Genomic DNA, 13796 nt, shown 5'->3' with positions numbered 1-13796 from the left:
GTCAGGACAGCACGAACGGGATGCGCTCCGCCGTCTGACCCTGGAAGGTGAGCTGCGCCCAGTAGGTGCCCGGCTGCGGTGCCCGGTTGCTGGGTGTGCCGCAGCCCTCGGAGCTCCACTCGCGCGGCCACGAGACCTCGAAGGTCTTGGACTTGCCGGAGTCGAGCAGCCACTCCTTGTCCGCGAGCGTCGCGGTGGCCTTGCAGTCGGACGACGACCAGATGCGCGTGTCGCCCGACGTGATGAGCAGCGAGCTCTTGCCGGTCGAGGCATCGAGGAGGCACGCCTCGTCGCCCGTCTGCGTGAGCGTGACGTCGAACGCGACCGCCTCCGCCCCCACGCGCGCCGTCTCGCCCAGCGCCACGGAGATGTCGCCCTGCTCGCAGGCCCCGATCGCGGCGGCGGGCTCCTCCGCGTCGACGGTCGGCTCCGCGCTGGCGCCGGACTGGTCCGCCACCTCGGTGACGGTGGCGCCGTCGTCGCCCTCGTCGCCCGCGGCATCGTCCGCGGGAGCGTCAGCGGTCTCGGTCACGGTGGGCTCGGATCCGCCCGCGTCGTCCGTGCCGGGCTCCGAGCCCGAGGCGACCGCGCTCCAGATGAGCCTGCCGACCAGCACGATGACCACGATCGCGACCACGAGCACGATCCTGCGTCGCCAGTACACCTCGGCAGGATGCTCGCCCACGGGCTCGCGCAGACCCTTCATGGCAGCCACCTCCGATCCGCATCCACGGTAGGGGCCGCATGCGCTGGGATGATGGAAGGCGTGCCGACCGTCCCCAGAAATGCCGCCGTGCCTGCGACGACCGAGACCCCCGCACGCGTCGACGCGGTGCGAGCGTGGTTCCGTGAGGCCGGGCGCGACCTCCCGTGGCGCGACGGCCGCACGTCGCCGTGGGGCGTCCTGGTGAGCGAGGTCATGCTCCAGCAGACGCCGGTGGTCCGCGTCGAGCCGGTGTGGCACGAGTGGATGTCCCGCTGGCCCACGCCCGGCGCGCTCGCCGCCGCGACGCAGGCCGATGCGGTGCGCGCCTGGGGTCGCCTCGGGTATCCGCGGCGCGCGAAGCGCCTGTGGGAGTGCGCGGTGGCGCTGGTCGAGCGTCACGACGGCTCGGTGCCGAGCTCCCTCGAGGAGCTTCGCGGGCTGCCCGGGGTAGGGGACTACACGGCGGCCGCCGTCATGTCGTTCGCGTTCCAGAGGCGGGCGCTCGTGCTCGACACCAACGTGCGCCGCGTCATCGGGCGCGCATGGAGCGGCGAGCCTCTGCCGGCGGCGCACCAGACCGTGCGGGAACGCGAGCTCGCGGCGTCGCTGATGCCCGAGGACGATGAGGCCGCCGCGGAGTGGGCCGCGGCCTCGATGGAGCTGGGAGCCCTGGTGTGCACCGCGCGCGTCGCACGCTGCGACGAGTGCCCGCTCGCCCGGTCCTGCGCGTGGTTCGCGGACGGCTGCCGAGGTCTCGAGGCCGCGCCGCGACGCACGCAGCCGTGGCACGGCACGGACCGTCAGGTCCGTGGTCGGATCATGGCGCTGCTGCGAGCCGCATCGTCCGGGGTGAACGTGAGCGGGCACGCGGCGCTGGCCGACGTGGAGCCGGGGCAGCTCGACCGGTGCCTCGACGGGTTGATCGCGGACGGCCTGGTGACCCGTGACGAGGCGACGGGACGCTGCTCGCTCTAGCGGCGCATGCCTCGGCAGCCCGGCGTCCCGTCCCTCGCGCCCTTCGTGTCCTGCGGCGACGTGGGTCAGGCGTAGTACGTGCCGTGGACCGCGTGCGGCTCGATCGCCGCGATCTCCTCGTCGGTGAGCTCGGGGAAGTCGAGCGCCGCGACGTTGGCCTCGAGCTGTGCGACGGAGGAGGCGCCCACGAGCGCGGACGTGACCCGGCCGCCGCGGAGGACCCACTGCAGCGCGAGCTGCGCGAGGCTCTGCCCGCGACCCGCCGCGATCTCGTTGAGCGCACGCGTGCGCTCGAGGTAGGTCTCGGTGAGCTGGTTCTCATGCAGGAACTGCGAGTGCGTGATCCGCGACCCCTCGGGGATGCCCTTGAGGTACCGGTCGGTCAGCATGCCCTGCGCGAGCGGGGAGAACACGATCGAGCCGGCGCCCACCGCATCCAGGGCATCGAGGAGGCCGTCCTCCGCGGTGCGCTCGTACATCGAGTACTTGAACTGGTGGATGAGCAGCGGCGTGCCCAGCTCCCTCAGGATGCGCGCAGCCCCCTCGGTCTCCGCGGGGCCGTAGTTGGAGATGCCCGCGTAGAGCGCCTTGCCCGAGCGCACCGCCTGGTCCAGCGCCATCATCGACTCCTCGATGGGCGTCTCCGGGTCGGGACGGTGGTGGTAGAACACGTCCACGTAGTCGATGCCCATGCGGGTGAGCGAGGCGTCGAGGCTGCTGAGCAGGTACTTGCGCGAGCCCCAGTCGCCGTAGGGGCCGGGCCACATCGAGTAGCCGGCCTTGGTGCTGATGATCAGCTCGTCGCGGTACGGCTTGAGGTCGCGCGCGAGGAAGCCGCCGAAGTTCTCCTCGGCGCTGCCCGGCGGCGGACCGTAGTTGTTCGCGAGGTCGAAGTGGGTGATCCCCATGTCGAACGCCGCGAGCAGGATCGCGCGCTGGTTGTCGAGCGGATGGTGCCCGCCGAAGTTCTGCCACAGCCCGAGGCTGATCCTCGGCAGGCGGAGCCCCGAGCGCCCGGAGCGGGCGAAAGGCATGGTCTCGTAGCGGGCGTCGCTGGCCACATACGGGTCGTGGGTCATGCCGTCAGCCTAGGCTCTCCCCGCATGCAAGCGTTGACCCCGCATGAGAGTGCACGATGCGGCGCGAAAGCGGGCACTTCGGCGCGGGCTTGACGCCCGCATGCGATCAACGGTGATGCGGCACGGCGAGGCGCGAGGCGATGATGCCCGCGACCGTGGCGCGGCACCATCCCGGGCGATCGCGGAGGTCGGCGTACCCGAGGCGGACGGCCAGCCAGCCCGCGAAGGCGAAGTCTGCGTCACGCTCGCGGTCGGCCGCGCGTTGCTTCCACGTCGAGTGGTACCTGTCCCCGTCGAGCTCGATCACCACGCGGGCGCGTCGGTGCAGCGCATCCGCGTGTCGCGCGCGGCCCCGCACCTGCATCGGAACCTGCCACTCCAGCTCGGCGAAGCGCGGACCCCGGAAGACGTCGCGCCTCGCCATCACCTCCGTGGGCGACGTGGCGCCGTTGCGGAAGTCGCGGAGGATGCGATCGAGCACCTGGCGCTGCGCGACGCGGTGGCGACGGGCCGCACCCTCCTCGAGAGCGTGCGCGGAGCACAGGCCAAGCCAGAGCGCCTCGTAGACCACGCCCTTGCGCTCGTGCGGAGAGGCCCGGCACCATGCGTCGATCACGGCGTCGCCCGGCAGCATCACGGGGATCCCGCGCACGATCCTCCGGAGCGGAGGCGTGCCGCCGAGGGTGACCTGCGCCCATGCCTGGGCGAATCGGTGGCGATCGGACGGTGCCGCAGCGGCGATCCTGGCCGGCTCCGGATACCTTCCGTCCAGGAGGTGCAGAGCCGAGGCGCCGGCGATCACCACGGCGCCCTTGCCCCATACCGACACGGCGCGACACCGGACCTCGTGGTCCGCTGCGAGCGCGTGATGGAGGTAGAGGCCTGCGGCGACGCGAGCCAGCCGTCCGTCCCGCACGAGGCTGTCGAGCCCTCGGCGGCCGACAGCGACGAGAGCGCGATCCCGGCGCACCACTCCGCCGCTCACGGCCAGGTCCGCGAGGAACCGCGCAAGCCTTGGTTCCTGAACCGTCGGAGCCATGGCAGCACGGTCGCGCACCGGTCCTGCCGGACCCGGCCACCTCGGCTCGCGCGGTGGAGGGGAGCCCGCCGGACGGGGCCGGGGACCGCGCCGACCTCGTCGCCGCGACGGTCAATCCCGGTCGAAAGTGCCCGGTCTCGGCGCACATCGTGCACTCTCCCACGGGGTAAACGCTTGCCCGGCGGGGCGGGCGGGGTGGGCGGGCGGGGACACGGAAGGGGCCCGGAACCTTGCGGTCCCGGGCCCCTTCCGTGAGCCTTACTCGGCGTCCGAGGCGATCGGTTCGTCGACCACGGAGTCGCGGTCGATGCCCTCGAACGTGAACTCGCCGAGGATGCCCTCGCCCTGCGCGTCCACGCGGATGATCTGTCCCGAGGTGACCTCGCCGAAGAGGATCTTCTCCGACAGCGGGTCCTCGATCTCGCGCTGCAGGGCGCGGCGCAGCGGTCGCGCACCCAGCACGGGGTCGTAGCCCTTCTCGGCGAGCAGCTCCTTCGCGGCGGTCGTGAGCTCGATGCCCATGTCCTTGTCCTTCATGCGCTCGTCGAGGCGGGCGACCATGAGGTCCACGATCTGGATGATCTCGTTCTGCGTGAGCTGCGGGAACACCACCACGTTGTCGACGCGGTTGAGGAACTCCGGCTTGAAGTGCTCCTTGAGCTTGCCGTTCACCAGCTTCACCATGTCGTCGTACGTCTGGCCGCCCTCGACGATCGCCGAGAAGCCCGTCGCCTGACGACGCGAGATCGCGTCCGCACCGAGGTTGGTGGTCATGATGATGATGGTGTTCTTGAAGTTGACCTCGCGGCCCTGGGCATCGGTCAGCTTGCCGTCCTCCAGGATCTGGAGCAGCGAGTTGAAGATGTCCGGGTGGGCCTTCTCGACCTCGTCGAACAGCACCACGGAGAACGGCTTGCGGCGCACCTTCTCGGTGAGCTGGCCGCCCTCCTCGAAGCCGACGTAGCCGGGGGGCGCACCGAAGAGGCGGGCCACCGTGTGCTTCTCGCCGTACTCCGACATGTCGAGCGAGATGAGCGCGTCCTCGTCGCCGAAGAGGAACTCCGCGAGCGCCTTGGCGAGCTCGGTCTTACCCACACCGGTCGGGCCGGCGAAGATGAACGAGCCACCGGGGCGCTTCGGGTCCTTGAGCCCGGCACGGGTGCGGCGGATCGACTGCGACAGGACCTTGATGGCCTGCTCCTGGCCGATGATGCGCTTGTGGAGCTCGGCCTCCATGTGGAGCAGCCGCGAGGACTCGTCGGACGACACGCGCGTGACGGGCACGCCGGTCGACATCGAGAGCACCTCGGCGATCAGGTCCTCGTCCACCACGGCGGCGACGTCGAGGTCGCCCGACTTCCAGGCCTCCTCCTTGCGCGCGCGCTCCTCGGAGAGGCGGCGCTCGACGTCACGCAGGGACGCGGCCTTCTCGAAGTCCTGCTCGTCGATCGCGGACTCCTTGTCGCGGCGCACGCCCGCGATCTTGTCGTCCAGCTCCTTGAGCTCGGGCGGGGACGTCATGCGGCGGATGCGCAGGCGCGCGCCCGCCTCGTCGATGAGGTCGATCGCCTTGTCCGGCAGGAAGCGGTCCGAGATGTAGCGGTCGGCCATGGTCGCGGCGGCCACGATCGCGTCGTCCGTGATGGTGACGCGGTGGAACGCCTCGTACCGGTCGCGCAGGCCCTTGAGGATCTCGATCGCGTGCGCGAGCTCCGGCTCCGGCACCTGGATGGGCTGGAAGCGGCGCTCGAGCGCGGGGTCCTTCTCCACATGCTTGCGGTACTCGTCGAGCGTGGTCGCGCCGATGGTCTGCAGCTCGCCGCGCGCGAGCATCGGCTTGAGGATCGACGCGGCGTCGATCGCGCCCTCGGCCGCGCCAGCACCCACGAGCGTGTGGATCTCGTCGATGAACAGGATGATGTCGCCGCGCGTGCGGATCTCCTTGAGCACCTTCTTGAGGCGCTCCTCGAAGTCGCCGCGGTAGCGGGAGCCCGCGACCAGCGAGCCGAGGTCGAGCGTGTAGAGGTGCTTGTCCTTGAGCGTCTCGGGCACGTCGCCGCGCACGATCGCCTGGGCCAGGCCCTCGACCACGGCGGTCTTGCCGACGCCGGGCTCGCCGATCAGCACGGGGTTGTTCTTGGTGCGGCGCGACAGCACCTGCATCACGCGCTCCATGATGAGCTCGCGGCCCACCACGGGGTCGAGCTTGCCCTCGCGCGCGGCCTGCGTGAAGTTGCGGCCGAACTGGTCCAGGACCGTCGAGCCGGCCGGGGTGCCCTCCTGCGGGCCGCCGCCCGAGGTGACGGGCTCCTTGCCCTCGTAGCCCGAGAGCAGCTGGATGACCTGCTGGCGCACGCCGCCCAGGTCCGCGCCCAGCTTGCCGAGCACCTGCGCCGCCACGCCCTCACCCTCGCGGATGAGACCCAGCAGGATGTGCTCGGTGCCGATGTAGTTGTGGCCCAGCTGCAGCGCCTCGCGCAGCGACAGCTCGAGGACCTTCTTCGCGCGGGGCGTGAAGGGGATGTGACCGGACGGGGCGTGCGAGCCCTCGCCGATGATCTCCTGCACCTGCTCGCGGACGCCGTTGAGGGAGATGTCCATCGCCTCGAGGGCCTTCGCGGCCACGCCTTCGCCCTCGCGCACCAGGCCGAGCAGGATGTGCTCGGTACCGATGTAGTTGTGGTTGAGCATCCGCGCCTCTTCCTGCGCGAGCACCACAACACGACGGGCTCGATCGGTGAACCGTTCGAACATGTCAGCCTCCCTTGATTCGTCCGGCCGGGGGCCGGGGTCGCGGCAGTCTCCCGCCACGGTGCTTCCAGGCTAACCGCGGCCCCCCACGCCTCATGCCCGTGTTCGCCAGGGGCGTGAAGGGATTGGAGAGGGACGATGCACGGCGCACGGCGCGGGACGTCCGGGCCGGCTGCGGCCGTCGCGTGCTCAGACGCTGCGCTTGATGGAGACGCGGACCTTCATGCTGGTCGCCGTCTGCGACACCACCGTGGCGGTGAACGGCACGCCGGAGCTCGAGAACGTCTGACCCTGGCGGTGCGTGGTGTGCCAACGCCCGCTGCGGCCGGTCGACAGCACCTCGACGCCGCCGCGTCGCTTGGCCTGCGTCGCGAGGAGGCCCGAGCGGTAGACCACCGAGCGGTACTGGACCGTGAGCGGCCCGAGCCCGCTCGCTGCGTAGTACGTCGCGTCGTCGGTTCCGCGACCGTTGCGGTACTCGAGGTAGTAGGAGATCCCGGTCCTCTTGTCCGTGATGCGGACGGCGCGCGTCCCGGAGCGCCAGTGAGTCGGCTTGAGCGTGACGGTCCGGGTCTGCGCCGTCGAGGTGTCGAGGGCCACGGTGGAGCGGGCCTCTCCGGGGAGCTTGAGGAACGCTCGCTGCGCGGCGCCCAGCGCGCCCGGTGCGTATCGCGCTCCCATGCCGATCCCCATGGGGCCGTAGAGCCCGTAATACTCCGAGGTCCGCGTCGACGATCCCTTGCCCGTCCGCACGTTGCTGTGCATGAGCCCGAGGTTGTGGCCCAGCTCATGCGCCACCAGGTTCATCCGCGGGTAGACCATGTGGACCTTGCCGCCGCTGTGCACCGTGCCGGCGTCGGCGAGCCCGCTGTAGCCGTAGCGGCACCCCGTGGGGCTGTACACCACCAGGTGGTTCGCCTTCCCGCTGAAGTCGACGCCGGGGAACTTCTTCGCGGCGCGGGACCACAGCTGCCCGGCGGTCAGGCCGCAGGATCCGGAGATGCGCATCGTCCGGGTCTGCTTCACCGCGAAGCTCGTGATCGCGCCGCGCGACTCCGACGTCCAGTAGGACGCGGCCGAGCGGGTCACGCGCGTCGCGGTCGCGGCCGACACGTCACCCGAGACGCGCGGGTCCGAGATGGTCACCACGTACGCGCGGTGCGCGCGGGGCGACGCGGCGGCGGACGATGCCGCCGTCGCCGGCGGCGCCGAGGAGACCGCGGTGACGGTCAGCGCGGACCACGCCGCGAGGAGCACGAGGGTGCGGCGGAGGGCACCGGGGCGCGGAACGGACATGGCGCCCGAGGGTAGGGGCGCTCAGGGACCGCGGAATCCGCCTTATGCGTGGCGTGTGAGCACTCCCACAACGCCTTCATCCGGGCGGTCGCGCGGCGACGCGTCAGCCCGGCAGGCCCGCTCCCGCGCGCTCGACGATCACGGCGATCTCCTCGCGGCTCGCCACGCCCAGCTTGGTGCGGATCGCGTCGAGGTGGCTCTTCACGGTCGACGGCGACACGAAGATCTCCGCGGCGATGGCGGCGTTCTGAGCGCCCGTCGCGACGAGCCGTGCGACCGCGCGCTCGCGGTCGGTGAGCCGAGCGAGCCGCTCCTGCGCACGGGCCCGGTGATCCGTCGCCTGGCGTTCCGTGAGGTGCCGGAACAGCGCGGGCTGGCAGTGCGGCGACACGAAGCCCTCGCCGCGCGCGACCCGCGAGATCGCGGTCTCGAGGTCCTCGTCCGCGTACTCCTTGGGAACGAACCCGCGGGCGCCCGCCTCGAGCATCTGCAGCAGGACCGCGTCGTGGTCCAGCGCGGTCAGCGCGATGACGGCGGTCGCGCTGCGCCGGGACGCGAGGGCGGCGGTCGCCTCGACACCGCTCATGGTCGGCATGCTCACGTCCATGAGCACCACGTGGGGGGAGAGCCGCTCGACCTCCCGCAAGGCGGCGGCGCCGTCCGCGGCCTCGCCCAGCACGTGGATGCCGGCGCTCGACGCGAGCACGAGCCGCACCTGCTGGCGCACCATGGGGTCGTCGTCGACCACCAGCACGGTGGTCGGCTCGGCGTCGGTCCTGGGAGCGGCCTGGTCCGTCATGGCTCCAGCGTAGGGTCCGGCTCCGACACGCCCGCAAGCGCCTCCTCCGGGGCCACGGCCCAGGGGATGGTGACATCGACGATGAACTCGTCGTCGTGGGCCCCGGTCCATGCCGTGCCGCCCAGCGCGGCCGCGCGTTCGCCGATGCCGAGCAGCCCCACCCCGGCACCGCGCGGGGTCCCCGCGCCCGCGTCGGAGGCCAGCGGGTTGGTGATGCGGAGCCGCACGTCCCTGCCCGGAGCGGCCTCGAGGTAGAGTGAGACGACGGCGCCCGGAGCGTGCTTGATGGCGTTGGTGATCGACTCCTGGACCGTGCGATGGACCGCGGCCCCGAGCGCCGCGGGAGCCTCGCCCGCGTCCTCGAGCAGCACGATCGCGTGGATGTCGGTGCCGGCCGCACGCGCATCGGCGATCAGCGTCGGGATGTCGCGCATCGTGCCCCGCGGCGGCGGCACGTCGGCCGGCGCCGCCCGGAGGTCCTGCACCAGCCCGCGCAGGTCCGCGAGCGCCTCGCGCGACTGCGTGCGCAGCTGCCGTGCGAGCTCGTCCGCGCCATCGTCGCCGCGGTTCACGGCACGTTCGAGGTTGCCGCCCATCATCGCGAGCAGCGCGAGCCGGTTGGTGAGGCCGTCATGGATCTCGCGCGCGATCTCCTCGCGCTCGGCCTGGCGGGCGACCTCGTCTCCCAGCTGGTCCGCACGCGCATGCTCGGCCTCGGCGCGATCGCGTGCATCCGCCGTCGCGCGCCTGCTGAACGCGAGCGCCGTGGCGCCCGCCGTGATCCCGAGGCTCAGCAGCGCGATCGCGGCGCTGGCCATGGTGGGCGACACGCCTGAGCCGTCGTCGAGGTCGAACACGTCCCCGCCCCACACGGAGGTCGTCTCGCGCACCCAGTACATCCCGACTACCACCACCGCTCCCGCACCGATCGCGATGCGTTCGCGTCCGCGCCTGGTGAGCATGAGGTGGAACACCCCGATGAGCATGAGCAGGTACTCGCTGCCGATGCCGGCGAGCGCCAGCCCCGCGGCGGCGGTCAGCCACGGACGGGTGCGCCGGAACAGCACCGTCACCCAGGCGCCGATCGCGAGGAGCCAGACGGCCACCCCCAGATCGGTGAGGCTGTCGCCGTCGTGGACGCCGGGGACGTTGGTGATCGCGATGGTGGTGACGAAGAAGCCGATGACGAACAACGCCCCGTCCCACACGCGCGGCCACCAGCGGCGCGCGGGCGGCAGGGGCGAGGCAGGAACGGCCATGCCCGTCACCTTAGGCGCGCGTGCCGACACCGCGGACCGGCCGCGCGGTCGCGACGGATGGCCGGACGGCCATCCCGCCTTGTCCGGATGGCCGATGCGCCGCAGGGGACGGCGCCGCGAGGGTGGTCGTGCCCCTCGACGGGGGCGGCGGCCCAGGCCGCCTCAGCAGAGAGGACACATCATGACCCAGCACGAGAGCACCCCGCCCGAGGCGCCCGCCGGCGCCCCGCAGACCGTCCGCGCCCAGACCGAGGGACGCGCCAAGAACATCGTCGGGCGCGTCGCGCTCATCCTCGCCATCGTCGGCGCGGTCTTCGCATGCATCCCCGGCGCGCTCATCGTCGGCTGGGTGCTGCTCCCCGCGGCCTTCGTGGTCGGCATCGTCGGGTTGACCCGCAAGGGACAGCGCAAGGGCACGTCGATCGGCGCGGTGATCCTGTCCATCGTCGGCACCATCGTCGGCGTGGTGGTGTTCCTCAGCCTCGCCGCCGACGCGGTCTCCGACGCGTTCGAGGAGGCCGGGGGCGGCGAGACCACGGTGGTCGGGGACGATGCGGGCGCCGAGGGGACGCGCGAGGACCCGTTCGCGTTCGACGACGTGGTGGCGAACGACGACTGGACCATCGAGCTCGGCGGCTTCTCCGCGGACGCGGACGCCGAGGTCGCCGCGGCGAACGAGTTCAACGACGAGCCGACCCCGGGCACCCGGTGGATCGCGTTCGACGTCGCGGCCACCTACACGGGTGAGGACAGCGGCAGCCTCATGGGCCTCAGCCTCCACTACGTCACGGCCGACGGCGCCGTGATCGCGACCTACGACGCGATGGCCTCCGGCATCGAGCCCGAGCTCGACGCGCTCGGCGAGCTGTACAACGGCGCGACGGCCGAGGGCCGTGTCGCGTTCCTGGTGCCGGACTCCGTCGACGGAGAGATCCGGGTGACGCCCGGCATGCTCGCGGACGACGTGTTCTTCGCGGTGCCCACCGCCTAGGCGGTCCGCCGCGAGAGCCGTGGCAGGCGGGTGGCGCGCTGGGGGCGCCACCCGCCTGCTGCGTCCGCGGTACGGGACCGCCATCGCGCATCGTCCTCGTGTACCGCGTCCGTGGTAAACCCGTCCCTGACGGGACTGAAGCCTGCCCCTATCAGGTGTGACGTTGTTACGGTGGTCCCAGGTCGCGCACCCCGCCGGCCGCGCGGAGCCGGGAGGGCAGCACACGATGATCGAGGCGAGAGACCTCACCAAGAAGTACGGCAGCAAGACCGCCGTCGACCACGTCACCTTCACCGTCCAGCCGGGCATCGTCACCGGCTTCCTCGGCCCCAACGGCGCCGGGAAGTCGACCACGATGCGCATGATCCTCGGCCTCGACAGCCCCACGGCCGGCGAGGTCACCGTCAACGGCAAGCCGTACGCGAAGCTGGTGACGCCGCTGAGCGAGATCGGCGCGCTGATCGACGCCAAGGGCGTGCACCCGCGCCGCTCGGCGCGCCAGCACCTGCGTGCGCTCGCGGCGACGCACGGCATCTCCGACCGCCGCGTCGACGAGGTGCTGGAGCTCACGGGCCTCAGCCAGGTCGCCAAGCGCAAGGCGGGGAACTTCTCGCTCGGCATGGGCCAGCGCCTCGGCATCGCCGGCGCGCTGCTGGGCGACCCGAAGATCGTCATGTTCGACGAGCCCGTCAACGGCCTCGACCCCGACGGCGTCCTGTGGGTGCGCCAGCTCGCGCGTCGCCTCGCGGAGAACGGTCGCACGGTGTTCCTGTCGAGCCACCTCATGAGCGAGGTCCAGCAGACCGCCGACCACGTCATCATCATCGGCCGCGGCAGGATCCTCGCCGACGCGCCGCTCCAGGAGTTCGTCCGGGCACACGCCCGCGAGGGCGTCCTGGTGACGTCGCCCGATGCGGGCAGGCTCGCCGAGGCCGTCACGGCCGCGGGCGGCACGGTGCAGGCCGTCGACCACCGCGAGCGGATCTCCGTGACCGGCGTCGAGGCCCGCGAGATCGGGCGCATCGCCCGCGACAACGGCCTGTGGCTCGCGGAGCTCCGCGACGAGAGCACGAGCCTCGAGGACGCCTACATGCACCTCACCGCCGAGGAGACCGAGTACCGCGCCGGAGTGCCCACCGGCAGCACCGACACCACGAAGGAGGCCGCCAAGTGAGCGCCACGACACCGACCGACACGACCCCGTCCGTCGAGGTCGTCACCCACCGCGCGGGGTATGGCCGTGCCGTCCGCTCCGAGTGGATCAAGGCACGCACCCTGCGCTCGACCTGGATCCTCGTGGGCTTCGCGCTGCTGGCGTTCATCGGGCTCCCGGTGCTCGTCACCGGCGAGACGACCGTCACCGACCCTGCGGAGGGCGCGGTCGCGGCGATGCACGCGATCTTCACCGCGAGCGACTTCGTGCTGATCCTGGTCGCGGTGCTGGGTGCGCTGCTCACCACCTCGGAGTTCACCACCGGCATGGCTCGCAACACCTTCACCGCGACGCCCAAGCGCGGAGCCGTGCTCGCGGCCAAGGCGACCATCGCGTCGCTGTTCGCGCTCGGGATCGCGGTGGTCGGAGCGGTGGCCACGTGGTTCGCGCTGGGGGACAAGCTGTCCGGTGCGGCGTCGCTCGACTTCGGCAACGCCGAGATGGTGAAGGTGCTGGTGGTCAGCCTCATCGGCTATGTGGTCACCGCGGTCCTCGCGGCCTCGCTCGGAGTCCTGCTGCGCTCGTCGGTCGGCACCATCTTCACCATCGTCGCGATGCAGCTGATCCTTCCCGGGATCCTGCTCTCCGTGCCCAGCGACATCGCCAACTGGTGCGGCGCCATCCTGCCCGGCGTCGCGGCCAGCGCCGCCGTCAACACCGATCCGATCGACCCCGGCACCATCTTCCTCACACCGGGGGCGGGGCTCGCGGTCCTCATCGCGTGGGCGGTGCTGCCGTTCCTGGCCGCGATGGCGGTGCTGCGGACTCGGGACGTGTGAGCCGACCGCATCGTCGATCCCGACGCGAAGTGCCCGTTCCCGCATCGGAACGGGCACTTCGCGTCGGTGACAACGCTTGCACGCCGCGGGGGTGCGGGGCGGGGGCGCGGGGCGGGTGCCGGGCGGCTCAGGCCTCGAGCAGGATGGTGATGGGACCGTCGTTGACCAGCTCGACGTCCATGTGGGCGCCGAACACCCCGGTCCCCACGGTCAGCCCCCGCGCGCGCAGCGCGGCCACGACGGACTCGACCAGCGGCTCGGCCACGGGACCGGGCGCGGCGCCGTTCCACGACGGCCGGCGGCCCTTGCGGGTATCCGCGTAGAGCGTGAACTGCGAGACCACGATCACGGGCGCGTCGACGTCCGACACGCTCCTCTCCTCGGAGAGGATCCGCAGCTCCGCGATCTTGCGCGCGATGGTCTGCACCTGCTCGGGCCCGTCGCCGTGCGTGACGCCCACGAGCGCCACGATGCCCTGGCGGTCGAACGAGGCGGTGACGGTGCCGTCGACGGTCACCGAGGCGCGCGAGGCACGCTGGAGGACAGCCTTCACCCGCGGCTCACCAGCCGCCGCGCGTGCCGCCGGAGGATCCGCGCGACTGGCCGGGACGGCGCGGGCCCAGAGCCGGGCGCACGTCCACGAAGTAGATGATGACCGCGACGATCGACGCGAGCCCGAAGATGCTCGCGAGGCCGATGACGCCGCCCAGCGGAGCGGGGATGGTGAAGACGGCAGCGAGGCCCAGGATGACGAGCCACATGGTCTTCGAGCGCTTCCCCGCGGCCACGAACTGCGTGTCGGGGTAGCGCGCCGCATCGATGAGGCCGTAGACGGCACCGCCGAAGGCGGCGATGGAGATGACGAGCAGCACCAGCTGCTGCAGGCCTCCGAACATGGGTACCTCCGGG

General features: G+C 71.8%; 13 protein-coding genes. 4 read left to right on the top strand and 9 right to left on the bottom strand.

Annotated features, from left to right (window positions below; all coding sequences use genetic code 11):
• Position 1: 1 nt before the first annotated feature.
• Complete coding sequence (locus tag AOM00_RS13645) at positions 2-706, bottom strand: hypothetical protein (RefSeq protein WP_062518321.1); 705 nt, start codon at positions 704-706, stop codon at positions 2-4.
• 51 nt (positions 707-757) lie between these two features.
• On the opposite strand from AOM00_RS13645, the gene AOM00_RS13640 reads away from it, so the two are divergent.
• On the top strand, positions 758-1681 hold the full coding sequence (locus AOM00_RS13640) for an HhH-GPD family protein (RefSeq protein WP_174442344.1): 924 nt from the start codon (positions 758-760) through the stop codon (positions 1679-1681).
• Positions 1682-1746: 65 nt separating this feature from the next.
• Here AOM00_RS13640 and AOM00_RS13635 read toward each other — a convergent pair whose 3' ends face one another.
• The 6 genes from AOM00_RS13635 to AOM00_RS13610 all read right to left on the bottom strand — a co-directional run bounded on the left by AOM00_RS13635 (position 1747) and on the right by AOM00_RS13610 (position 9904).
• A complete protein-coding gene (locus tag AOM00_RS13635; protein ID WP_062518319.1) occupies positions 1747-2760 on the bottom strand; it encodes an aldo/keto reductase in 1014 nt (337 codons plus the stop codon).
• 106 nt (positions 2761-2866) lie between these two features.
• Complete coding sequence (locus AOM00_RS13630) at positions 2867-3799, bottom strand: putative endonuclease domain-containing protein (protein WP_156159185.1); 933 nt, start codon at positions 3797-3799, stop codon at positions 2867-2869.
• Between the two features lie 258 nt (positions 3800-4057).
• Positions 4058-6553: an ATP-dependent Clp protease ATP-binding subunit gene (locus tag AOM00_RS13625; RefSeq protein ID WP_062518317.1), complete on the bottom strand. Its 2496-nt coding sequence runs from the start codon at positions 6551-6553 to the stop codon at positions 4058-4060.
• A gap of 186 nt (positions 6554-6739) precedes the next feature.
• The gene (locus tag AOM00_RS13620; RefSeq protein WP_062518316.1) at positions 6740-7846 is read right to left on the bottom strand and encodes a zinc metalloprotease; all 1107 of its coding nucleotides are present in this window, start codon (positions 7844-7846) and stop codon (positions 6740-6742) included.
• A gap of 103 nt (positions 7847-7949) precedes the next feature.
• Positions 7950-8645, bottom strand: a complete 696-nt coding sequence (locus AOM00_RS13615) for a response regulator (RefSeq protein ID WP_062518315.1) — start codon at positions 8643-8645, stop codon at positions 7950-7952.
• Positions 8642-9904 (bottom strand): sensor histidine kinase, encoded by a 1263-nt coding sequence (locus AOM00_RS13610; protein ID WP_062518314.1) that lies wholly within the window; start codon positions 9902-9904, stop codon positions 8642-8644. The genes AOM00_RS13615 and AOM00_RS13610 overlap by 4 nt, the downstream gene beginning before the upstream one ends.
• A gap of 181 nt (positions 9905-10085) precedes the next feature.
• Here AOM00_RS13610 and AOM00_RS13605 point away from each other — a divergent pair, with 181 nt between their 5' ends.
• The 3 genes from AOM00_RS13605 to AOM00_RS13595 all read left to right on the top strand — a co-directional run bounded on the left by AOM00_RS13605 (position 10086) and on the right by AOM00_RS13595 (position 12887).
• Complete coding sequence (locus AOM00_RS13605; protein ID WP_062518313.1) at positions 10086-10895, top strand: hypothetical protein; 810 nt, start codon at positions 10086-10088, stop codon at positions 10893-10895.
• 226 nt (positions 10896-11121) lie between these two features.
• On the top strand, positions 11122-12069 hold the full coding sequence (locus AOM00_RS13600) for an ABC transporter ATP-binding protein (protein ID WP_062518312.1): 948 nt from the start codon (positions 11122-11124) through the stop codon (positions 12067-12069).
• On the top strand, positions 12066-12887 hold the full coding sequence (locus AOM00_RS13595) for an ABC transporter permease (protein WP_062518311.1): 822 nt from the start codon (positions 12066-12068) through the stop codon (positions 12885-12887). Before AOM00_RS13600 ends, AOM00_RS13595 begins: the two co-directional genes overlap by 4 nt.
• A 127-nt stretch (positions 12888-13014) precedes the next feature.
• On the opposite strand, the gene dtd is transcribed toward AOM00_RS13595, so the two are convergent.
• Entirely contained in the window at positions 13015-13440 is a 426-nt protein-coding gene (dtd, locus tag AOM00_RS13590; RefSeq protein WP_062518310.1) for a D-aminoacyl-tRNA deacylase, read from the bottom strand.
• Between the two features lie 7 nt (positions 13441-13447).
• A complete protein-coding gene (locus AOM00_RS13585; protein ID WP_062518309.1) occupies positions 13448-13783 on the bottom strand; it encodes a DUF2516 family protein in 336 nt (111 codons plus the stop codon).
• Positions 13784-13796 lie beyond the last annotated feature (13 nt).

It is taken from the genome of Demequina gelatinilytica (assembly GCF_000971115.1).
GTDB classification, from domain to species: Bacteria; Actinomycetota; Actinomycetes; order Actinomycetales; family Demequinaceae; genus Demequina; species Demequina gelatinilytica.
This window is presented reverse-complemented; position numbering and strand designations above follow the sequence as displayed.